Here is a 22,142-nt window from a genome sequence, read left to right as displayed (position 1 = left end):
CTCAAAAATTACAGTTAGTGGGGATGGCGTTTCCCAGAAATTCGACACCAGTTTTCTTCACGTTTTTCGACTTGTACTATATCAAAAAATTCAGAATAAACACTAGAAACTTCAGCAACTTGCTCTTCAATTACACCTGCAAGTGCGAACTCGCCCTCAGATTTAATTAAAGTTGCAAACTCTGGCGCAAGCATCATTAATGGGCCTGCCAAAATATTGGCAACCAAAATGTCTGCTTTTTCATTGCCAATGGTTTCATTGAACTCTTCTGGAAGTCCAACATATAAGTTTTTAAGTACACCGTTGAGTTCAGCATTTTGTTTGGTCGCTAAAACTGCTTGCGGGTCAATATCAGTCGCATAGACTTTTTTTGCACCGAGCAACAAAGCCGCTACTCCTAAAATACCTGAACCACAACCGTAGTCGATCACGACTTTATCTTTTACATTGGTTTTACCTAACCATTGCAGGCACAGGAACGTACTGGCATGGTTACCTGTACCAAAAGCCAAACCTGGGTCAAGTTTAATATTGACTGCATCTGCCTCAGGTGGTTCTAACCATTCAGGTACAATCCAGAATTTCTCTGCAATCTGGATTGGCTCGTAGTAATCCATCCATGAGCGTTCCCAAACCTGATCTTCCAAAAATTCACTGCGTAAAGGGGCATCTGGCATTTGCGCACGAATAAAGGTTTCTAAGGCTGCAACATCAATTTCTTCACCTTCGTCTTGTGCATAAATACCTGTCACAATGACTTTGTTCCAAAGTGGTGTTTCACCTGGCAGTGGCTCAAGTAAGTCCTGATTTTCCGCATCATCTAAGGTTACGCTGACTGCACCCAATGAACTGAGCAGGGTTTCAGTAAAATCGACTTGCGCTTGATCAACAGTAATATGTATTTGTAACCACTTCACGGAGATAACCTAAAATTTAATGCGAAAGCGCTATTGTAACTGAACTGGTGCAGACGCTGTTATTTTTTATTCGGATTGCGAAAGGGAAAACTCTATACGATTGGAAGTTTCAAATTCGCTTTATGCTTATAGTCGAATAATGTGACAAAAATATAACTCTAAAAAATATAAGTTAAGAATTTGTTTGAACCATCATCGCTCAATCATCCCCAAAACAGTCAAATTGCTGGATTGGGGATGATTGAGAGACTTGTTTAGGATGCAGATTGCTCCGATGCAGGTGTCGGCACAAATTTATTTAGTAATGTGCCTAAAATTGCGGCAAAAATATACATGAAAATAGAATAAACCGCAGCAGGCATGGCAATGGTTGAGCTTGACATAACGGTTAGGGCGATAGTCATTGCAAGGGTACTGTTGTGAATGCCAATTTCAAAGGCGCAGGCTCGGGCTTGTTGGCTATTTACGCCAAAGAAACGCGGGACAAAATAACCAATCAATAAACTGCAGGCACAGAACAGGGCAGTGGCAAGTCCTACATCTGCCAAATAAAGCATGATGTTGTTTCGCTCTTTGGCAATTGCGCCAATAATAATCACAATTAGAAAAACCACAGCAAAAATACGCACAGGTTTGTTTAAGCGGTCTGCCGTTTGAGGGCTAAAATGGCGTACTAACATCCCTAAAGTGACAGGGATAATAATAATTAAAAACACCTGCAATACTTTGGCAAATTGTAAGCCAACTTGTTGCCCATCCTGCATAAAATGCTGAATGGCAAAGTTGACAATCAGTGGTAAGGTAAATGCTGCAATCACGGAATTGACGGCAGTAAGGGTGATGTTTAGGGCAATATCGCCCTTATATAAGTAGCTAAACAAGTTGGCTGTTGGCCCGCCAGGAGATGCTGCCAGTAGCATGAGTCCGACTGCAAGCAATGGTGGTAAATTCAGCAGTTTACAAATAAAAAATGCAATTGCTGTCAGGACGACCAATTGACAAAATAAAGCAATAAACACTGCTTTGGGGTGTTTGCTCACCCGTTTAAAGTCGTTAGGAGTGAGTTCTAAGCCAAGTCCAGCCATGACCACGGCCAAAGCCAGCGGCAAAAATATTGTGATTAATCCTGAATCCATAAACACTCCTTTGTTTTTACATCTACAATAATTTATTTGATATTTAACTGTTTGTTTAATATGTAGTTAATTTTGCTCACGTTTTAAATTGTATTTTTATTGTGGTTTAAACTCTGCTCCTGTTTGTGTTGATGGGCAAGTTTGGCAGATTGTCTAGCTAACATACTCCCTAAAATAAAGCTGAACATATACATAAAAATGGTGTAAATCGCAGAAGGAATGGCAATTTCAGTGCTTTGCAAAACTGATAGTGCAATGGTTAAAGCAACGGCAGTGTTATGAATGCCAATTTCAAAACAACAGGAGCGTGCTTGTTGATCAGGCACACCCGCCAAATACGGCACCAGATAACCAATAAGTAAACTTAAAAAGCAAAATAGTGCAGTTGCGATGCCAATTGCACTGAAATAGTCAAAGACATTGGCGCGTTCGCGGAAAAGCGCATAAAAGAATAAAGCGAAAATGAAATAAATGGACATCAAACGCATAGGTTTGCCCAACTGTAATGCAATTTGTGGCATCGCATTACGCACCGCCATTCCTACACATACAGGCACAATAATCAGTAAAAAAACCTGTGCCATTTTTTCAATAGGCATGCCAATTTGTTGTTGATCGGTCATAAAATATAGAAAAGACAAATTAACAATAAAAGGCAGGGTAAAGGTTGCCATCACAGAGTTCATTGCGGTTAGGGTAATATTTAGGGCAACGTCACCTTTATAGACATAGCTAAATAAGTTCGCAGTAGGCCCCCCTGGTGAGGCAGCAAGCAGCATTAAGCCAATTGCCAATAGCGGTGGCAATTCTAAAAATAAACAAATTGAAAATGCTAAAACAGGCAAAATGACCAATTGTGAAAAAAGCGTTAAAAAAATGACTTTAGGAAATTGATTGACCCGAATAAAGTCTTTAGGCGTGAGTTGTAAGCCTAAGCCCATCATCATCACAGCCAAGGTCAGTGGTAGAAAAAAGGTAAAAAAGCCTGAATCCATAGCACATCCTTTATTTTTTTCTTATGGGTATAATTTTCCCTCTCTTTGCAGTGTAATTGTTTTTTGAGCTTGTGCAATAAACAAAGCAGTCACTTCTTATAAATGACTGCTTTGGTGTTATTTTCATGCTTTCAGTTTGAATGAATACAAGCCGATCTGTTCATGAAAATATAGATTAAGTGATTGATCACATGGCAGCAGGGCGTGGTGGCGTAAAGCCTAAGGCACATTTGCCTTTTAACTCAGTACCATTGACTGTAATGACGGTACTTTGCGCATCTGCCATACAAGAACGGTATAATTCAGGCTCATTGCCTTGTAATTGCACTGCTTTAGATGAACTAAAGAATTGTGGTTCACAGGTACCATTCCAGATAATCCCACGATAAGCAAAGCTTACTGGTGCGCCCTGAGTTTTACCTTTACAGACTTGCTGGAATTTTTGCGCGTTATAGACGGTTTCTACTTTATCATTTGCCTGCACTGCAAATGGACTGAAAAATAAGCCACAAAGCATAGAGGACAGCAAAATTTTCTTATTCATGATGTTTCCCTTTGTTTCTCATATCTGTGCTTTTAGGATAAAAAATAGACAAATTAAAACAACGGTGATCTGGTTAATTTTTAGGTCTAAATGTTTTTATGTACAGTAAAAATGCAAATTTGGATTACAAAATATTAATTTTGTAGCGCGGTTAAGCCAATAAAATCGACTGAATCTGTCAACTTATGCCACAAGTTTTGCTATAATATTCCGTCTTTATTTTTTATCTCTCATTGACCATTATGCACTATCCTAAAGTTTACGATGTCATTGTTATTGGTGGCGGTCACGCAGGCACCGAAGCGGCGCTTGCAGCAGCACGTATGGGTCGTCAAACCTTACTCTTAACTCATAACATTGAGACTTTAGGGCAGATGAGCTGTAACCCTGCAATTGGCGGGATTGGTAAGTCACATTTGGTACGTGAGATTGATGCCTTAGGCGGCGCAATGGCATTGGCTGCCGATAAAAGCGGGATTCAATTCCGTATTTTAAACTCGCGTAAAGGTGCTGCTGTTCGTGCAACACGTGCGCAGGCAGACCGAGTTCGCTTTAAAGCTGCGATTCGCGCCACTTTAGAAAACCAAGCCAATTTAGATATTTTCCAACAAGCAGCCGATGACCTGATTGTAGAAGGCGATACTGTAAAAGGTGTAGTCACTCAAATGGGGATTCGTTTTGATGCGAAAACCGTGGTATTGACCACAGGTACATTCTTGGGTGGTGTGATTCACATCGGTTTAGAAAAATCGAGCGGTGGTCGTGCAGGCGATCCTCCATCAATTGCTTTGGCGGCACGTTTACGTGAATTAAATTTGCCTGTAGGGCGTTTAAAAACAGGTACGCCACCACGTATTGATGCACGCTCAGTCGATTTTTCGGTCATGATTCCGCAGCCAGGTGATTTCCCATCACCAACCATGTCATTCATGGGTGATGTGTCGATGCACCCTGAACAAGTGAACTGCTATATCACCCATACCAATGAACGTACTCACGAAATTATTCGTGGTGGTTTAGATCGTTCACCGATGTATACAGGTGTGATTGAAGGTGTTGGCCCACGTTACTGCCCATCGATTGAAGATAAAATTCACCGTTTTTCTGATAAAGACTCGCATCAGGTATTTTTGGAGCCTGAAGGTTTAGATACACATGAATTGTATCCAAACGGGATTTCAACCTCTTTACCGTTTGATGTGCAGTTCGAGTTAGTTCGTTCAATTCGTGGTATGGAAAATGCGCATATTTTGCGTCCAGGTTATGCGATTGAATATGATTACTTCAATCCACAAGCCTTGAAATTCACTTTGGAAACCAAAGCCATTAATAACTTGTATTTTGCAGGTCAAATTAATGGTACGACTGGCTATGAAGAAGCGGGTGCGCAAGGTATGTTAGCTGGTTTGAATGCGGCACGTCGCGCTTGGGATCAGGAACAATGGACACCAAAACGTGACGAAGCTTATATTGGTGTATTGGTTGATGATTTGATCACGCTAGGTACCAAAGAACCGTACCGCATGTTTACCTCACGTGCGGAATACCGTTTGATGTTGCGTGAAGATAATGCCGATCAGCGTTTGACGCCAATTGGTCGTGAGCTTGGTTTGGTGGATGACACTCGTTGGGCAGCTTACTGTGAAAAAATGGAAGCAGTAGAACGTGAAACAGGGCGTTTACAACATTTGTGGGCTGCACCAAACAACCCAATGGGTAAAAAATTTGTTGAAATGACAGGTGCAGATTTATCCAAAGAATGTTCTGCGATTGATCTGTTAAAACGTCCAAATATCAGTTTTGCGCAAATCGCAGAATTAACGGGTTCAGACGTTTCTGCACAAGTGGGCGATCAAATTGAAATTGCAGTGAAATATGCAGGTTATATCAACCGTCAGCATGAAGATGTCGCACAATTAAAACGCTTGGAAGAAACCAAAATCCCTGCCGATTTTGATTATGATGCAGTGTCAGGTTTATCGCGTGAAATCACGCTAAAATTGAAGCATGTTTTGCCTGAAACTTTGGCACAAGCCAGTCGTATTCCAGGTGTGACACCTGCCGCAGTTCAATTGGTGATGATCACCATTCGTAAAAATGCACAGTCACGTAAATCTGCTTAAGGTTTGATGGATTGATGAAGAAGCCCACAATTTAAATTGCGGGCTTTTTTATGCGCCAAAGTAAATCAGATGCTAAGCAAAGAAGAAGTTGCGTATAAGAATAAATCTGATTTCGACTGCATATCTTATGATTTCACAGCTAGATCAGGAGCATTTAAAGTGACACTTATCAACACAGATAGGAGCAAAATATGACTTTAAAAACCATTCGTTATAATACAGCCGAGCTAGCATGCCTACGTTGTATGATGCCGAGTCAATTTTAATTTTAACTTCAATCAGCAATCACAATAATTTGATTTAAAAGAGAACGATAATGCTATCGCCCCAATATATTTGGGGCTTTTTTATTCCTGAGTTTGATGCACCACATTGGCAACTTCTACAGGTTCAATCTGAATTAGCTTTTTACCAAAACTACGCAACCACCAAACCAATTGTGAGGTAAACGGCACAGTGGCAGTCACCAACACATTACCATTTTCCAGTGTTTCCATAGTTTGATCTTTGCTTAATTGGCTTTCATCGAAGTATATGGCATCAGCTTTTTGCATGGTAAGTTTGAGCTGAATATTTTCAGTAGCTTTACTGAAATCGACTCTAAAACCTAATTCGCCAGATTCAATATAGGCATCAATATCAAAATTAACAGGATGCAAGGCGCGTGAATCTAAAACTTTGGCTGCTTTAAAACGATGCAGGGCAAAGGTTTGAATGTCGGTTTTGTCAAATCGAGTACAGATTAAATAAATCACCGCACCTTTTTGCACCAAAGCCAAAGGATTCAGCACATAAGTTTTTTCTTCGCCTGAATTGCTGCGTGATTGATAAATACATTCTAGTTGTTTGTCTTGGAGCAAGCCTTCATATATCGCCTGTTGTGCATTGCGGTCTACGACTGGTGGAATTAAAGGTTGTGTTGCAGGCACAATTCGCACACGATTAATCCATTGGCGGACATTGTTTTGGGTCGATAGACTGCGTCGTGCCAAATCAAACCATGGGTTCATTTCTTCAATCAAACTTGGCGGCAGCAGATGTTTTAAATGTTCCTCGACCATCATAAACGTTACCGCTTGAGAGCTGGTCATGTGCGGTAAACTTTGAATCGGTGCATCTGAACGCCAGCGCCAACCTTGTGGTACGGTACCATTACTTTCAATTGGAAAGCGCTGAGAAATTTGATTTAAGTCACGTTGAATCGTACGCAAACTAATGTCGATACCTTCACGTTGCAGGACATCGTGTAATTCACGTGTGCCCATCCATTTACCTGTAGAAAGGCGCGATAAAATTTGCCATTGGCGATATAAACTATTCGATGTTTCTTTTTCTTGTATAGACATATTCAATATTTACTAGGTCAATTCATACGGATGAAAACTTGTTCTTCCACACAATAAGAAAACTCGGAATGATTAGCAAGTTTTTTACTGAAAAAGGGCAAAATATAACCGCAGATTTTGCAGTAAATATCACAAAATTTGGACGGGCAAAGTTAATCAAATAATAGAAGTGAATCAGAAACTATGACCTCAAGCCATACTTGGATCAATTAGAAAAGCAAGATTGAATAGTTGTGTTTAAGTGAAAACCTGTCATTGTTTTGTATGGTAGATACAGGTTTATGTAAATAAAAGCGGTCTGAGTGGATGAGTGCTGTAGGTTAATTGGGCAAGGCGATTGAGGTGCTTTATCGCGATGAATTATCAACAGACCTTAGAGTTAGGAGGATGAAACAACCGTGAATTTATCTAGCAGCGATGCGCGAGAAATTTTTTGGTTAGCCCGATATTTAACCCGTATTCAATATGTATGTCAGCAATTTCCATTTAAACAAAATGATGCTGCTTTGACTTATGCACATGCCTTTTGTTTGCCTGCATTTGATGCAGCTTCTTTAAATGAATTGATTTTAAACGAAGAACAGCCTGCTTCATTTGCGATGCAGTTTGAGCAAACACGGACAAAAATTCAAAACTTGGCACAGGTGTTTTCTAAAGCTACTTATGTTGAATTACAGCAATGTATTCAAAATGCGTGCGATAACGCGAGTTATATTTGTGATGTGGTACAAGACTGCGAAGCACTATTAGATGCAGAACCACAGCAGATATATTTATTTTTCCAATTGGGGCAAAAAATTGAACAATTAGACCGACAAATTCGGTTAAAACAATCGACTGAAAAGACTTTGTCGCAATTGGAAATGATTGTGCAATGCCTAAAAGATTTAGGTTGGACGTCGTTTGTAGACGCATGGCAACAGCTGAAACAGCAACCCGATACCATGCATTTTTATCACTTTAGTGATCATATTCAGCACTTACTTTCGGTGGATTAAGCAGAACTTGTCATGTCAAATTAATCGACAACAATATTATTTTAAGCTCTGTGTAGTTAAAAAAATAGTGGAAGCTGAAGCTCCCATTATGTCTTAACTTATTACTGGCTTTGAACAGCTATCAAATTCAATAGCTTTGACTCGTGCAGTACTTTCGGCTCGGTTACTTAGTCGCGTTCAACCGCAAGTGCAACACCCATACCACCGCCTACGCAAAGCGTTGCGATGCCTTTTTTCGCATCACGGCGTTGCATTTCGTGTAGTAACGTCACGAGGATACGGCAACCTGAAGCACCAATCGGGTGACCGAGGGCAATTGCGCCACCATTCACGTTTACTTTATCTAGGTCTAAGCCTAATTCTTTGGCAACACCTAGTGCTTGTGCGGCAAAGGCTTCGTTGGCTTCAATTAAATCGACCTGATCTAAGCTCCAGCCTGCTTTATTCAGGGTTTTCTTTACCGCTTCAACAGGGCCAAGACCCATAATTTCAGGCTCAATACCCGACATTGCATAGGCTTTAATACGTGCTAAAGGTTGTAGACCTAAGGCTGCAGCTTTGTCTGCACTCATCATCAACACTGCTGCTGCACCATCGTTGATACCAGAAGCATTACCTGCGGTTACGCTGCCATCTTTTTTGAACGCAGGGCGCAATTTATTCAAGCTTTCAAGGGTGGTATTGGCTTTGATGTATTCATCTTCAGCAAATACAATTGGGTCGCCTTTACGCTGTGGAATGCTTACAGCTGCAATTTCATCTTTAAATTTACCAGCCGCTTGTGCTGCAGCCGCGCGTTGTTGTGAAGTCAGTGCCAATTGGTCTTGTTCTTCACGGTTTAAACCAAGCTTTTCTACAATATTTTCTGCAGTAATACCCATGTGATATTGGTTATAGGCATCGGTTAAACCATCAGCCACCATACTGTCGATCAACTGGGCATTCCCCATTTTTTGACCGTTACGCAACTGCATATAGTGTGCGCTTTGTGACATTGATTCTTGACCACCAGCAACTACAATTTCTGCTTCATCACACTGAATCGCTTGTGCAGCCAAATGTACGGCACGTAAACCTGAACCACACACCACGTTAAGCGTTGATGCAGGTACTTGTACAGGAATACCTGCAGCAATTGCGGCTTGACGTGCAGGGTTTTGTCCTACACCTGTAGTGAGTACGTTACCCATAATCACCTGATCGACTTGTTCAGGCTGTACTTTAGCACTGTCTAAGACTGCACGAATTGCTGTTTGCCCCAATTGTGGTGCAGATAAAGAAGCGAGACTACCTAAAAAGCTACCAATTGCAGTACGTTTTGCAGCAACAATGACAACATCTTTCATTTTATATCCTTAAATTTTATGTTTACGTTTCTGTGGATGCACATGATATATAGCATGTGCATTGCTGATGTTATATGACTGATTAAAATAAATTTACCAAAACATAGCGACCTGGTGCTGCTTCTATCATTGGATATTGCGCATTACCTAAGGCGCGGGCAGGGACTTGTTCGCCTGCATACGGTGTGACCCAAGCCTGCCAGCGTAGCCACCAAGACTCAGGATGATACTCTGCACCATCTAGCCATTGCTTGGTATTTTCAAACTTGGCAGAGTTGGTATAGCAGCCGTATTTATTACGACTTGGCGGATTCACAATGCCTGCCACGTGTCCAGATTCACCAAGTACCAGTGTAGATTCACCGCCTAAGTAATCTGCACCACGGAAGCTTGTATCCCAAAGTGCGATATGATCTTCCTGCGTTGCAATAAAGAAGCTTGGTGTTTTGACACGAGAAAGGTTGAGTCCAACACCGTTTACTTTCACTGCGTTTGGTGAAATCAATTCATTATTCAAATACAAATTACGCAATAAGAAATTATGAATTTTGGCAGGAATATTGGTGCCGTCGCTGTTCCAATACAAAATATCGAAATCTGAAGGCTCTTTGCCTTTTAAATAGTTCTCGATGTAGTAGTTCCAGTACAGGGTATTTTCACGTAACAAACTGAACGTAACTGCCAATTGGCGACCATCAAAATAACCGAATTGATTATTTAAGGTTTCTAAACCATTAATCACAGGTTCATTAATAAATACGCCTAAGCTGCCTGGGTTTTCAAAGTCGATAATGGTTGCCATATACGTGGCAGATTTCACATGACTTTTCAGGCGTTTTGCCACGTAATAAGCCTGCGTTGCAGCAAGTAAAGTACCACCAATACAATAGCCGATACAGTTGGCTTCTTTTTCTCCTGTAATTTCTTCAATAACACGCAAAGCTTCAACCGCACCTGCGGTGATCAGATCAGCGAAAGTGAGTTCTTTTTGTTCAGCATTTGGGTTACGCCAAGACATTAAAAAGACCGTATGACCTTGCTGACGTAACCAGTTCACCAATGAGTTTTGTTCGCGTAAATCCAGCACATAATATTTATTAATAAATGGCGGCACGATTAGAATCGGGGTTTGATATACATTTTCTGTCGTTGCTTCATATTGCAACAACTGGAAAATTTCATTTTCAAAGACCACTGCGCCTGGTGTATAGGCTAAATCTTTACCCAAGCTAAAAGAGTCACTATTGACTATGCGAATAGATAAATATTTTCCGCTATTGACCACATCATCATGGAAAATTTGCATACCACGGACAAGGTTTTCGCCTTGTTCGGTAATGGTTTGCTGAATCACTTCAGGGTTAGTCCAAAGAAAATTGCTTGGTGATAAAGCATTAATCATTTGACGGGTAAAAAAGTGAATGCGGTAACGCACTTTGTCTGGAATGCCTTCTACGACATCCACCATATTTTGTACCAGTTGGCTAAACAGCAAATAAGACTGCGATAACAGGTCAAAATTGGGTTGTTCTTGCCATAATGGGCTGTTAAAACGACGATCACCACTTTCAGGTTGAATGAATGGTTCGATGTCTTTTGCCACACTGCGCATCATCACATTTTGGTAGATTTGCATTTGACCTTGCCACCAGCTCCATTGCATTTCCATCAAGCGTGCTGGATTTTTAGACAAAGCTTCAAAGAACATAGACATATCTTCTTTGTTGAGCTGTGTTAAGGCGTCATTAATAGGGCTTTGCCCATAATAAAATTCTTGTAGTTTTTTCCAGATATCATCGTGGCTAGAGAAAAATTGTAATATATTTTCTTTGAATTGAAATGAGTTCTGTTTCATTTCATCGCTCCATAGCACATGGCTTTTAGCAATCAAATTGAGTGCAAGGCTGAAACTAAAACGGGGAAATTTTCACACTTCCCCGTAACATTCGTCCTGATAACGCATGGTTTTCAGAGCAGTGTTTATTTATTATTTGGCATTGAATCGCTGACTAACTTTTCAAATTCTGCTTTGACTTCTGAAGTCAGTGTTGCTAATTTTTTGCCATCTTCAATCATTTGCTGACTGAGTTTGTTCATAGTTTCTAATTGCTTGGTGGTGCAGTTCACCATGCTTTGCATGTCTTTCACTTCGCTATTGGCAAACATTTGTGCTAAACCAATGTTGGCATAGTTGCGTGCTGCTTCTAATTGTAGGTTGGTTAAGTTAGCAAAATTTTTTGCAACTATACTGTTGAATTTGGTGTACGGTTCAAACACGTTTTTGTATTGAGCATTCATGTTTGAAAATAAGTCGCCGTATAGCATGGGTGTCACTCCAGTAAATAAACTTGTAGATTAAAATGAGGTGTTACACGCTTAGTGCATGTATAAGCCGCCGTTGATTGATAAGGTTTCGCCTGTTACGTATGCAGCATGATCACTCACTAAATACATAACTGCTGCCGCAATTTCGGTAGGGGCGGCAAGACGTTGCAGAGGAATTTGTGCTTCAATGCTTTTAATTACTTCTTCGCGCATGGCTGTGACCATCGGGGTTGCGGTATAACCTGGTGCAACGACGTTCACGCAGATATTTGAACGTGCGCCTTCTTGCGCCAAAGCTTTGCTAAAGCCGATGATGCCTGCCTTAGTTGCAGAGTAGTTGGCTTGACCAAATTGACCTTTTAAACCGTTCACCGAACTAATGTTCACAATGCGACCAGACTTTTGTTCTAACATTTTGTTAAATACAGGCTGAGTCACGGTAAAAAGTGTTTTTAAGTTGGTTTCAATCACTTCAGACCACTGCGTATAGCTCATTTTTTTGAAAGTTGCATCGCGGGTAATACCAGCATTGTTGACCAACACATCTACACGACCTTCAGCATCAATTGCTTCTTGAATGGCTGCTGTAGCCGCTTCATGCTCATTTAAGTTGGTTAAAACAAAGCGCACATCACTTTCTGTAAAGCCTTCGTCTTTAAGCCATTGCTTTTCGCGATCTTCTTCTCTTGGTACAACCGTTGCAATAATTTTATAGCCTGCTGTAACCAGTTGACGGCAAATCTCACTGCCAATACCACCTAATGCACCCGTCACTAAAGCTACTTTTTGTTCAGACATATTCTTTTCCTAAGCAGAATAAGGTTATAAAAATTAAGGAGTTTTTCCTCTTTATTCTTGTTTAGAAATTAAGCGTTTTATATTTCAAAGAGGCTGCAGTTTGATGATGCTTTGAAGTCAAAAGTAAACAAATATTGGTAATAGATTATTTTCTTATCATGTGGATGCTTTTATAAATGGCTTAAATAGTCGTGAAGTCATTGATTCATCGTAGCGCGCAGCACAAACTTCTGAGAACTGGTGAAATGTGATTAATCCATGAATTTGAAGCGATGTGGCAGTTTAAAGACAGTGCGCGAGCATATTGTTTTTTCTTGAGATTTTGAGTGTGATTTTCAGCTAAATATTTGGATGACTGTAAAGCGCTAAATGCAAATGTGGGTGACCACAAATTTTTATCAATATGAATGGAAATACAGTGAATTTAAGAAAATAAAAAGCGAAAAGAAAAATATAAGAAAGAAAAAGAGAATGGCTTAGACGATTGCATGCAGCAAAACTGCTACATGCAACAGATCGAAAAAAGAAAGTTAAATGCTGGTTGCCTTGCGCTGTGGACGAGGGCTTAAACGACACAACAACTCATAGCCAATCGTACCATTGGCTGTGGCAACATCATCCACCAAACGGTGTTTGCCCCATAGTTCAACTTGTGTGCCTAATTCAACGTCTAAACCTGTGACATCAATGGCAATCATATCCATAGACACACGACCAAGTACAGGCGTTAATTTTGTACCAATCGCAACAAAATTTGGCTGCACAAATGTACGTGGATAACCATCGCCATAGCCAATTGAAACAATCGCAATTTGCATGGCTTGTTCTGCAGTAAAGGTTGAACCGTAGCCGACGTGTTCGCCTGCATCAATTTCATTTAGTGCGATCACTTCTGCGCTTAAAGTCATCACAGGCTTTAAGTCGAGTGTATGCACATTATGTGCGGCAAAAGGCGTTGCACCGTAAAGCATAATGCCTGGGCGTACATAATCAAAATGCAATTCGGGATAACGATAGATTGCAGCAGAGTTACAGCAAGAAGCAAGAATAGGGCTGCAATTGTCTTTGACATGCAAAAATTGCGCGACTTGTTGATCATTTAAAGCATGATCACCATCGGCATTGGCAAAATGCATGGTCAACACACAGGTAAAACCTTCGGCTTTGAGCATGTGAATCACATCAATAATTTCAGGAATTTTAAAACCTAAACGATTCATGCCGCTGTTGAGTTTGACCCAGACTTTTAAGCCTTGTGCGATATAATCAGCTTTATGTTGTAGTAGCCAATCGAGCTGTGCTTGATGATGCACTACACATTCCAATTTGTGTGCCAACACACTTTGCATTTCATCGGCAGAAAAAACACCTTCAATCAGGGTGATGGGCTGCGTATATCCCAATTCACGAATTTCTAAGGCTTCTTCAACGCAAGCGACACCAAAGGCATCGCTGTCTTTTAAAGCTGCTAAGCAGTCTTTTACACCATGTCCGTAAGCATTGGCCTTGACCATGCTAACAATTTTTGCTGTTGGGGCAAGTTGTTTGACACGGTTTAAATTATATTGCAGTGCCTGACTGTCAATATAAACTGTTGCTTGGCGCACCCTCGTTACTCCTTGGGAATGACAATTGGTAATTTGTGTTAGATACACTGTGGAGTGATAAATAAATACTAAAAATAGTTCTATTTAAAAATATTCACTATTGTAGACCTATCAACCTCAAATAGACATGAACATTTAAGTTTTTGATCATAAATTAATTTAAGATCGAAAAATCTATTAGGTTATTGATTGCAAATATTTTGTAAAAGTTTCAGACTTTATTTTTCATATAAAACTATACGTTCTAAAAGCTATTATGGCGTTAGATGCTCTCACTTAGGAAAATTCTGAACTGTACGAGTTATGGCAAGACTCAGAAGATTGTGGAGAGTGGGTTCGTAATTTAAATGAACTCAAAGAGAGATTAAACAATGCATTTTAAACTTGGATATGTTGAATAAATGATGAAAATATTTTGTTATCTGGGATGGAGTACTTTATTTTTTTGTCAGTCAGTTATGGCTTGTATGCCACATTCACCCAATGACGTTTTTATTGCCCGTTACCAAGGTTCACTGGCAGTACAGGAGAGTTCAGACTTCATTTTTGAACTCAGTTCAGGTCAATTTATTTTTCGCTCAATACTAGATGAGGTTAAATATAAAAAGCCTACTCAATGGTACAGTGGATTTTCAGGTAAAAGTACAGCTAAAAACCAATTAATTATTGGTTTAGCTTATGCACCAGATGGTGCTAAACCCCAGCAATATCAAGTAGTTTCATTTGCAACATTAAACTGTAAGAATGACCAGCTTGTTTTATCTAAACCGATTGTCCCATTTTTAGCTTGGAATAAGCAGACCTCAAATTGTTCTACAGTCGATAGATCAGAGGTTGGGATTTTAGATGGTTTTATAGACTATGATCAGACACATTATTTGGCGCAACTGCAACAAAAGTATCCGACATGCAAGCAATTAAATAAAGCATTTCCATCACTTGAAATGGAAGAAAATAGTCAAGATTATAATTTACTCTCAAGTTGGAAACTATGGTGGGCAAAGTTAATAAGTCAGATTAAAACATGGTTTTAATAAAAAAGAGCAATGCAAGCATTACTCTTCATCATCATACTGAGCATAATACTCAGGAGATAAGTTACTAAAACGCGTATATTGCCCTTCAAAAGCAAGACGTACCGTACCAATTGGGCCGTTACGCTGTTTACCAATAATAATTTCGGCAGTACCTGCTTCTTTAGATTCTTTATTGTAAACTTCGTCGCGGTAAATAAACATGATTAAATCCGCATCCTGCTCAATTGCACCAGATTCACGCAAGTCAGACATCACAGGGCGTTTATTAGGTCGGTTCTCTAATGAGCGGTTGAGCTGTGACAAAGCAATCACAGGGCAGTTCATCTCTTTGGCCAAGGCTTTTAAGCTACGTGAAATTTCTGAGATTTCGCCGACACGGTTATCGCCCATGCCTGGAACTTTCATTAACTGCAAGTAATCGACCATGATGCAGCCAATTTTACCGCCATGTTGTTTGGCAATGCGTCGTGCACGTGCACGTACTTCCGTAGGTGGTAGGGCAGATGAGTCATCAATATACAAATGCTTTTCTTGCAGTTGTAAAATCGTGCCTGTGACTTTTGACCATTCATCGCCACTGAGTTTACCTGAACGTAAGTTCCCTTGATGCACTTTGCCGTATGCAGAAATTAAACGCATTGCGATTGAGTCTGCAGGCATTTCCATAGAGTAGACAAGGGCAGGCAAATCATTGTTAAACAAAACACTTTCGACCAAGTTCATGGCAAAGGTGGTTTTACCCATAGATGGACGCGCAGCGACAATAATCAAGTCACCCGCTTGCATGCCCGAAGTTTTATTATCTAACTCCACAAAGCCTGTGGTTAAGCCTGTGATGTTACCTTCCATTTTAGAAAGTTCATCAAGTTTGTCGAATACATCGGCAACCACGCTCGAAATGGCTTTTGGGCCTTGTGCTTTGGCATTGTTATTATGTTGTTCGGCAATTTGGAAAATATTGGTTTCGGCCAAGTCTAAAATTTCACTTACGCTACGACCTTTGGTGTCATAGGCATTTTGTAAAATTTCAGAACTGACTTTAATCATGTTTCTGAGGGTCGAGAATTCTTTAATTTTCGTGGCATAGGTTTCTAGGTTATAAAAACTAGAAGGCGAGTCTGCCATGAGCTGCATTAAGTATTCTTCCCCGCCTGCAGCTTCAAGTAAATTTTGTTTAATCAGCCAGTCATTCACCAATACGGCATCATAAGGTGAGTTTTCTTTAGACAAAGAATCAATGGCGCGGAAAATATATTTGTGGCGTGTCGCGTAAAAATCAGATTCTTGTAGCACATCACCCACTTGTTCAAAAGATTCGGCCACAGTCATTAACGCAGCCAAAACAGCTTGTTCGATGGCTAAGTTATGCGGTGGGGTACGAAACTCTTTAAGCGGGCTGTTCTCATTTGGTTTTAGATCAGACTTTGCAGTATGTTGCTTTGCGCTAGCAGTCGCCTGTGACATATAAATCCCTGATTTTTAAAACAGTAAATGCTGAATAATGCACGGGGATAGAATTTGAAACTCATATTCTTTCCACTTCCCGATGATACGCCCTCTAGAAAAAAAAGCGAGTAGATTTTGGCGAAGGATAAGTCAAAGCGTGCATGATGATTTAGGAAAATTGTACTAATCGTATATTCTAAAGACAAAAAAAGAGCATGCGATTAGGCATGCTCTTTTCTTTTGCAGCAAATTACTCAGATACGATAGTAACGAGAACTTCAGCAACAACATCATGGTGCAATTGGATTGCGATGTTGAATTCACCAGTGTGACGAAGCGCACCGTTTGGTAAACGAACTTCTGCACGGTCAACTTCAAGACCAGCATTCGTTAACGCGTCAGCGATGTCACGAGTACCGATAGAACCGAAAAGTTTACCTTCATCACCAGCTTTAGCAGTGATTACGATGTTAACTTCGTTCAATTGGTCAGCACGTGCTTGAGCAGCAGCTAAAATTTCAGCTTCTTGCTTCTCAAGTTCAGCACGACGAGCTTCAAATGCAGCAGTGTTTGCTTCAGTTGCAGCAACTGCTTTACCTTGAGGGATCAAGTAGTTACGGCCGTAACCAGCTTTAACTGAAACTTTATCGCCTAATTTACCAAGGTTCTTAATGCGTTGTAATAAGATAATATCCACAGCTCAACCTCACTTATGATTGTCAGTGTAAGGGATCAACGCTAAGTAGCGAGCTTGTTTAATAGCAAGCGCTAATTGACGTTGGTAACGAGCTTTAGTACCTGTAATACGGCTAGGAACAATCTTGCCATTTTCAGTGATGTACTGTTTTAGTGTATCGATATCTTTGTAGTCGATGTACGTAACGTTCTCAGCTGTAAAGCGGCAGAACTTGCGACGACGGTAAAAACGTGCCATTGATGTTCTCCTTAAGCTTCAGCAGAGTCTTGGTTAGCGTGTTGTGCTTCTTCACGTTGAGCTTTACGCGCACGTTTTTCTTCAGCACTCTTAGCCAATAATGACTCTTCAGTGATAGCGTTTTCACGACGGATGATCAAGCTACGAAGGATCGCGTCGTTATAACGGAACAATTCTTCTAACTCGTCAAGCGTAGTTTGACCACATTCAACGTTCATAAGAATGTAGTGCGCTTTGTGAATTTTGTTAATTGGGTAAGCCAATTGACGACGGCCCCAATCTTCTAAACGGTGAATTTGACCTTCAGCTTCTTTGATGTGAGTTAGGTAACGTTCTACCATACCCACAACTTGATCGCTTTGGTCTGGGTGTACCAAAAGTACGATTTCGTAGTGACGCATTGTCAGCTCCTTACGGTTTATGCAGCCCCTGACTAAATTGAGCCAGAAGCAAGGAGTCACAACCGAAGTTGTGTCGCAAAATTGCGAAGCGTGAATTTTAGAGCTTTTACCAAGTAAATACAAGGCTTGGTCTAAGAAAAGATCGGCTTGGGCAAAAAGGGAATGTAATATTTTGCATCTATGATTGGAATTTAAATTTTATACTTTGTATTTGTATGTCACTAACTTTTAGAGTGTTTAATTCGAAAATTATTAAGGACGAATAAATCAAAGACAGATAAATTGTTATTATTTAAATATTGAAGTGTGGAGAGGGTAGGCAGGCACTCCATTAAAAGATAGAGCTAAACTCTATCTTTTAAAAAAGTATGATTTGCGTGCTTGGTGCGGTTGCTGTAAAGCTAAAACATAAACTCACAACAGTAATTAAAATAACCGAAAATAGGAAAAAGCGTTTTGCCCATAATTGATCATTTTCTGCTTTGAAGCCAATGACGCCAATATAGAACCAATAAATACAAAGTGTATTCAAAATAACCAGATATAGCCAGTTTGCATAACCAAATACAAACAGTCCATTCATGGCAACGGTAAATAACACCACATAAATTAGTGATTCAATTTTCGTTCGTAAAATTGAACGAGCAACTGGCAAAATTGGAATCCCCGCATTTTTGTAATCATCAAAACGGTAAATTGCAATCGCCCAAGAGTGGGGCATTTGCCAAAGTGCATAACCTAAAAAGATAAGTAGTGCAGCTAAGTCAAATTGATTTGCAACAGCTGTATAACCAATGACAGGTGGGCTTGCGCCTGAAATACTGCCAATAATGGTTTGATGAATTGTTGTGCGTTTGGTCCATAGACTGTAAAAGCCGACATAAACCACGAAACCAATCAGTGCAAAAAGAAAAGCGTATGCGTTAACTCCAAACCATAAAATGCTAAAACCAATTAAGCCCAATACAACCGAATAAATCAGCGCAATTGGAACAGAAACAGTTTTTTTCACTAATGCACGGTTTTGTGTGCGTTGCATTTTTTGGTCGATGTCTTGGTCAATAATATTGTTGACCACACATCCTGAGGCGACAACAAGTGTTGTACCAAGCAGAGTAAGCAGTAGGAGAAGGAAATCTACAGAACCTTGGGCAGCTACAAAGTAGCCACCCAAAGTGGTAATGAAATTACCAAAGAGAATTCCTGGCTTTGTCAGGAATAAATACTTTTTCAGCATGACAACCAGTTTAGATCATCATGTTGTAGTGTAGGTAGTTCATGATCCATACAGAACCAACCAAAAGGATGGCAATGGTCAGAATGGTATACACGAATGCAATCACGTTCCAACGTTGCTCTGAAGAAGAATTCATATGCAAGAAATAAATTAATTGAATAAGAATCTGAGCAACTGCTGTAATCGAAATAACAGTGATCAAAATACCACGGCCAAAACCACCTGCCATTACCATACCAAAAGGAATAATGGTAAGAATAACAGATAGGATAAAGCCAATCGTATATTGCTTAGTGTTACCGTGTGATGCACCAGCAGAGTTGTGATCGTGACTCATTAGAGAACTCCCATCAAGTAAACTACGCTGAATACACAGATCCAAACGATGTCAAGGAAGTGCCAGAACAAGCTTAGGCAAGCTAAACGACGCATGTTAGGAAGAGTCAAACCATATTTCTTGATTTGAATCATTAACACGATCATCCAAACTAAACCTGAAGTTACGTGAATACCGTGCGTACCAACCAAAGTAAAGAACGCAGATAAGAACGCACTTACACTTGGACCATGACCAGCATGAACTAAATGGTTGAACTCATAAAGTTCCATACCAATAAAGATCGCACCGAAAATCCAGGTAATACCTAACCAAGTTAAAACCTTAGCAACATCTTTCTTGTAAGCAGCTAAAACGGCAAAACCGAAAGTTACAGAAGAAATCAACAGGGCAAAAGTTTCTGTTAAAACGAAGCCTAATGACTCGCCAAACAAATCTTGAGCTGTTGGAGTGCCTACTGGAACGTGGCTACTTAATACAGCGAACGCGATGAAGAGTGTACCGAAAATTACAAGGTCACTCATCAAGTAGGTCCAGAAACCAAAGACGGTGATGTCGGTATCATCGTGGTGATGATGCTCATCGTGTCCGTGGTTGTCGTGATGAAGTACTTCAGCCATGTCTTAGTCCTTCTTCAAGTGTTTTTCAAGGATCGCATAGCGTTCGTTTTCAATACGCTCAACTTCAGCAGCAGGAACATAGTAGTCCACTTTCTTCGTGAAAGAACTCACGATGAAGCTGATGATTGCAGCGATAAAGGTAACGAATACTAACCACCAAATATGCCAGATTAACGCGAAGCCCATTACTGTAATAAACATTGCAATAATGAAACCAGCTGCACGGTTGGTTGGCATGTGGATGTCTTCATACTTCGTTGGACGCGCGTATGCAACACCATTTTCTTTGTCAGTCCAGAAAGTATCAATACCATTGATCTTTGGAAGGTGAGCAAAGTTATAGAACGGTGCTGGAGAAGAAGTCGCCCATTCAAGCGTACGACCATCCCATGGATCGCCTGTAAGGTCTAAACGTTGGTTGCGTTGTAAGAAACCAACCACGATCTGCATAACGAAGCAGAATAAACCGATAGCAATTAACACAGAACCGAAGAACGCGATTGACAAGTACGGATCCCATTCAGGGTTGTCATAAGTATTCAAACGACGTGTCATACCCATGAAACCAAGGATATACAACGGCATGAATGCAAAGTAGAAACCGAAGAACCAGAACCAGAATGCTGCTTTACCCCAAGTCTCATTCAGTCTCCAACCAAACATTTTTGGCCAGTAGAAAATGATACCTGCGAACATCGCGAATACAACACCACCAATAATTACGTTATGGAAGTGAGCAATCAAGAATAAAGAGTTGTGTACAAGGAAGTCCGCTGGTGGAACTGCCATTAATACACCTGTTAAACCACCGATACCGAAAGTCACAAGGAAGCCAAGTGTCCATAGCATTGGGGTAGTGTAGGTAATACGACCCTTGTACATAGTGAATAACCAAGAGAAGATTTTCACACCAGTAGGAATCGCAATAATCATGGTCATGATACCGAAGAACGCGTTAACGTTGGCACCTGCACCCATGGTAAAGAAGTGGTGAACCCATACAACAAGTGATAACACACCAATTGCAACGGTTGCGTACACCATTGATTTGTAACCGAACAAAGTTTTGCGCGCAAAAGTCGCAGTTACTTCAGAGTAAATACCAAATGCTGGTAATACTAAGATATATACTTCTGGGTGACCCCATGTCCAAATCAAGTTTACATACAACATTGGGCTACCACCCATGTCGTTGGTAAAGAAGTGGAAACCGAAGTAACGGTCAAGCGTTAACATCGCAATTGTCGCAGTTAAAACTGGGAAAGTTGCAATGATAAGTACCGCAGTAACTAATGATGTCCAAGTGAAAATAGGCATGTCCATAAGTTTCATGCCAGGCGCACGCATTTTGATGATGGTAACGAAGAAGTTAACACCCGTTAATAGCGTACCTAGACCAGAAACCTGTAGTGCCCAAATATAGTAGTCAACACCAACACCTGGAGAGTATTCGATACCAGATAGAGGAGGATAAGCCATCCAACCTGTAGCAGCGAATTCACCTAATGCAAGTGAAACCATCATTAAACCTGCAGCACCAGCGAATAACCAGAAGCTTAAAGAGTTTAATAACGGGAAGGCTACGTCACGAGCACCAATCTGTAATGGTACAGAGATGTTCATTAAGCCAACAACAAGACCCATTGCCACGAAGAAGATCATGATCACACCGTGTGCGGTGAAAATCTGGTCATAGTGTTCTGGGTGTAAATAGCCTTCACCACCACCTTTCGCAAGGAACTGTTGAAGACGCATCATGATCGCATCTGCGAAGCCACGAAGTAACATGACTACAGATACAAAGATATACATGATACCAATTTTTTTATGGTCTACAGATGTGAACCATTCGTTCCACAAGTAGCCCCATTTTTTGAAGTAGGTAATACCAGCAATCGCTGCAAGACCACCTAAGATCATCGCTGCAACAGTTACCAATACGATTGGATCGTAAGGAATTGCATCTGGACCTAACTTACCTAATAAGCTCATGTC

General features: G+C 40.5%; 21 protein-coding genes. 3 read left to right on the top strand and 18 right to left on the bottom strand.

From position 1 onward, the window contains the following. Positions 1-14 precede the first annotated feature (14 nt). The 4 genes from prmA to FTV28_RS04605 all read right to left on the bottom strand — a co-directional run bounded on the left by prmA (position 15) and on the right by FTV28_RS04605 (position 3,592). Complete coding sequence (prmA, locus tag FTV28_RS04620) at positions 15-917, bottom strand: 50S ribosomal protein L11 methyltransferase (protein ID WP_004973131.1); 903 nt, start codon at positions 915-917, stop codon at positions 15-17. Between the two features lie 254 nt (positions 918-1,171). Beyond that, positions 1,172-2,053 carry a bile acid:sodium symporter family protein gene (locus FTV28_RS04615; RefSeq protein WP_004973133.1) on the bottom strand — a complete coding sequence of 294 codons (882 nt, stop codon included), beginning with the start codon at positions 2,051-2,053 and terminating at the stop codon, positions 1,172-1,174. Positions 2,054-2,136: 83 nt separating this feature from the next. Next, positions 2,137-3,048: a bile acid:sodium symporter family protein gene (locus FTV28_RS04610; RefSeq protein ID WP_179989550.1), complete on the bottom strand. Its 912-nt coding sequence runs from the start codon at positions 3,046-3,048 to the stop codon at positions 2,137-2,139. A gap of 187 nt (positions 3,049-3,235) precedes the next feature. Further along, the gene (locus FTV28_RS04605; protein ID WP_004973135.1) at positions 3,236-3,592 is read right to left on the bottom strand and encodes a hypothetical protein; all 357 of its coding nucleotides are present in this window, start codon (positions 3,590-3,592) and stop codon (positions 3,236-3,238) included. A gap of 242 nt (positions 3,593-3,834) precedes the next feature. Between FTV28_RS04605 and mnmG the strand changes: the two genes are divergently transcribed. After that, positions 3,835-5,715, top strand: a complete 1,881-nt coding sequence (gene mnmG / locus FTV28_RS04600; protein WP_179989548.1) for a tRNA uridine-5-carboxymethylaminomethyl(34) synthesis enzyme MnmG — start codon at positions 3,835-3,837, stop codon at positions 5,713-5,715. Between the two features lie 347 nt (positions 5,716-6,062). Here mnmG and FTV28_RS13500 read toward each other — a convergent pair whose 3' ends face one another. Then, positions 6,063-7,061, bottom strand: coding sequence for a YafY family protein (locus FTV28_RS13500; RefSeq protein ID WP_218944911.1), 999 nt, complete (start codon positions 7,059-7,061; stop codon positions 6,063-6,065). A 398-nt stretch (positions 7,062-7,459) separates the two neighbouring features. On the opposite strand from FTV28_RS13500, the gene FTV28_RS04590 reads away from it, so the two are divergent. Then, a complete protein-coding gene (locus FTV28_RS04590) occupies positions 7,460-8,059 on the top strand; it encodes a hypothetical protein (protein ID WP_004973138.1) in 600 nt (199 codons plus the stop codon). A 167-nt stretch (positions 8,060-8,226) separates the two neighbouring features. On the opposite strand, the gene FTV28_RS04585 is transcribed toward FTV28_RS04590, so the two are convergent. From FTV28_RS04585 to alr, 5 genes are all read right to left on the bottom strand, one after another. After that, entirely contained in the window at positions 8,227-9,405 is a 1,179-nt protein-coding gene (locus tag FTV28_RS04585; protein WP_179988648.1) for an acetyl-CoA C-acetyltransferase, read from the bottom strand. 82 nt (positions 9,406-9,487) lie between these two features. After that, a complete protein-coding gene (locus FTV28_RS04580) occupies positions 9,488-11,260 on the bottom strand; it encodes a class I poly(R)-hydroxyalkanoic acid synthase (protein ID WP_167846072.1) in 1,773 nt (590 codons plus the stop codon). A 125-nt stretch (positions 11,261-11,385) separates the two neighbouring features. After that, positions 11,386-11,730 carry a phasin family protein gene (locus FTV28_RS04575; RefSeq protein ID WP_004973142.1) on the bottom strand — a complete coding sequence of 115 codons (345 nt, stop codon included), beginning with the start codon at positions 11,728-11,730 and terminating at the stop codon, positions 11,386-11,388. A gap of 51 nt (positions 11,731-11,781) precedes the next feature. Next, positions 11,782-12,528 carry a beta-ketoacyl-ACP reductase gene (locus FTV28_RS04570; RefSeq protein ID WP_004973144.1) on the bottom strand — a complete coding sequence of 249 codons (747 nt, stop codon included), beginning with the start codon at positions 12,526-12,528 and terminating at the stop codon, positions 11,782-11,784. Positions 12,529-13,058: 530 nt separating this feature from the next. Then, on the bottom strand, positions 13,059-14,135 hold the full coding sequence (gene alr, locus FTV28_RS04565) for an alanine racemase (protein WP_179989546.1): 1,077 nt from the start codon (positions 14,133-14,135) through the stop codon (positions 13,059-13,061). A 467-nt stretch (positions 14,136-14,602) separates the two neighbouring features. Here alr and FTV28_RS04560 point away from each other — a divergent pair, with 467 nt between their 5' ends. Next, entirely contained in the window at positions 14,603-15,169 is a 567-nt protein-coding gene (locus FTV28_RS04560) for a hypothetical protein (RefSeq protein WP_026438364.1), read from the top strand. A gap of 21 nt (positions 15,170-15,190) precedes the next feature. Here the strand turns inward: FTV28_RS04560 and dnaB are convergent, their stop codons facing one another. The 8 genes from dnaB to cyoB form a co-directional block, all read right to left on the bottom strand. Next, positions 15,191-16,636 (bottom strand): replicative DNA helicase, encoded by a 1,446-nt coding sequence (gene dnaB / locus FTV28_RS04555; protein WP_004973149.1) that lies wholly within the window; start codon positions 16,634-16,636, stop codon positions 15,191-15,193. Positions 16,637-16,868: 232 nt separating this feature from the next. Then, positions 16,869-17,315, bottom strand: a complete 447-nt coding sequence (gene rplI / locus FTV28_RS04550) for a 50S ribosomal protein L9 (protein WP_004973150.1) — start codon at positions 17,313-17,315, stop codon at positions 16,869-16,871. A 9-nt stretch (positions 17,316-17,324) separates the two neighbouring features. Continuing rightward, positions 17,325-17,552 carry a 30S ribosomal protein S18 gene (gene rpsR / locus FTV28_RS04545; protein ID WP_004719336.1) on the bottom strand — a complete coding sequence of 76 codons (228 nt, stop codon included), beginning with the start codon at positions 17,550-17,552 and terminating at the stop codon, positions 17,325-17,327. Between the two features lie 11 nt (positions 17,553-17,563). Further along, positions 17,564-17,953 (bottom strand): 30S ribosomal protein S6, encoded by a 390-nt coding sequence (gene rpsF / locus FTV28_RS04540; RefSeq protein WP_004973153.1) that lies wholly within the window; start codon positions 17,951-17,953, stop codon positions 17,564-17,566. A 358-nt stretch (positions 17,954-18,311) separates the two neighbouring features. Further along, on the bottom strand, positions 18,312-19,190 hold the full coding sequence (gene cyoE, locus FTV28_RS04535; protein WP_179989544.1) for a heme o synthase: 879 nt from the start codon (positions 19,188-19,190) through the stop codon (positions 18,312-18,314). A gap of 10 nt (positions 19,191-19,200) precedes the next feature. Then, positions 19,201-19,527, bottom strand: coding sequence for a cytochrome o ubiquinol oxidase subunit IV (locus FTV28_RS04530; RefSeq protein WP_004973158.1), 327 nt, complete (start codon positions 19,525-19,527; stop codon positions 19,201-19,203). Beyond that, the gene (gene cyoC, locus FTV28_RS04525) at positions 19,527-20,147 is read right to left on the bottom strand and encodes a cytochrome o ubiquinol oxidase subunit III (protein WP_168417472.1); all 621 of its coding nucleotides are present in this window, start codon (positions 20,145-20,147) and stop codon (positions 19,527-19,529) included. The genes FTV28_RS04530 and cyoC overlap by 1 nt, the downstream gene beginning before the upstream one ends. A 3-nt stretch (positions 20,148-20,150) precedes the next feature. Then, a complete protein-coding gene (cyoB, locus tag FTV28_RS04520) occupies positions 20,151-22,139 on the bottom strand; it encodes a cytochrome o ubiquinol oxidase subunit I (RefSeq protein WP_179989542.1) in 1,989 nt (662 codons plus the stop codon). Between the last annotated feature and the right edge of the window lie 3 nt (positions 22,140-22,142).

The organism is Acinetobacter sp. YH12252, assembly GCF_013417365.1.
GTDB classification, from domain to species: Bacteria; Pseudomonadota; Gammaproteobacteria; order Pseudomonadales; family Moraxellaceae; genus Acinetobacter; species Acinetobacter towneri.
The sequence above is the reverse complement of the archived record's forward strand: the minus strand, read 5'-3'. Positions and strand labels throughout refer to the sequence as shown.

Bases quoted from the DNA above. Each gene is read 5' to 3' on its own strand.
- rpsF (WP_004973153.1), bottom strand. From the start codon at position 17,953: ATGCGTCACTACGAAATCGTACTTTTGGTACACCCAGACCAAAGCGAT.
- FTV28_RS04585 (WP_179988648.1), bottom strand. From the start codon at position 9,405: ATGAAAGATGTTGTCATTGTTGCTGCAAAACGTACTGCAATTGGTAGC.
- cyoE (WP_179989544.1), bottom strand. From the start codon at position 19,190: ATGCTGAAAAAGTATTTATTCCTGACAAAGCCAGGAATTCTCTTTGGT.
- cyoC (WP_168417472.1), bottom strand. From the start codon at position 20,147: ATGGCTGAAGTACTTCATCACGACAACCACGGACACGATGAGCATCAT.
- cyoB (WP_179989542.1), bottom strand. From the start codon at position 22,139: ATGAGCTTATTAGGTAAGTTAGGTCCAGATGCAATTCCTTACGATCCA.
- FTV28_RS04615 (WP_004973133.1), bottom strand. From the start codon at position 2,053: ATGGATTCAGGATTAATCACAATATTTTTGCCGCTGGCTTTGGCCGTG.
- FTV28_RS04610 (WP_179989550.1), bottom strand. From the start codon at position 3,048: ATGGATTCAGGCTTTTTTACCTTTTTTCTACCACTGACCTTGGCTGTG.
- rpsR (WP_004719336.1), bottom strand. From the start codon at position 17,552: ATGGCACGTTTTTACCGTCGTCGCAAGTTCTGCCGCTTTACAGCTGAG.
- FTV28_RS04570 (WP_004973144.1), bottom strand. From the start codon at position 12,528: ATGTCTGAACAAAAAGTAGCTTTAGTGACGGGTGCATTAGGTGGTATT.
- FTV28_RS04580 (WP_167846072.1), bottom strand. From the start codon at position 11,260: ATGAAACAGAACTCATTTCAATTCAAAGAAAATATATTACAATTTTTC.
- FTV28_RS04560 (WP_026438364.1), top strand. From the start codon at position 14,603: ATGCCACATTCACCCAATGACGTTTTTATTGCCCGTTACCAAGGTTCA.
- mnmG (WP_179989548.1), top strand. From the start codon at position 3,835: ATGCACTATCCTAAAGTTTACGATGTCATTGTTATTGGTGGCGGTCAC.
- FTV28_RS04530 (WP_004973158.1), bottom strand. From the start codon at position 19,527: ATGAGTCACGATCACAACTCTGCTGGTGCATCACACGGTAACACTAAG.
- FTV28_RS04605 (WP_004973135.1), bottom strand. From the start codon at position 3,592: ATGAATAAGAAAATTTTGCTGTCCTCTATGCTTTGTGGCTTATTTTTC.
- FTV28_RS04575 (WP_004973142.1), bottom strand. From the start codon at position 11,730: ATGCTATACGGCGACTTATTTTCAAACATGAATGCTCAATACAAAAAC.
- FTV28_RS13500 (WP_218944911.1), bottom strand. From the start codon at position 7,061: ATGTCTATACAAGAAAAAGAAACATCGAATAGTTTATATCGCCAATGG.
- dnaB (WP_004973149.1), bottom strand. From the start codon at position 16,636: ATGTCACAGGCGACTGCTAGCGCAAAGCAACATACTGCAAAGTCTGAT.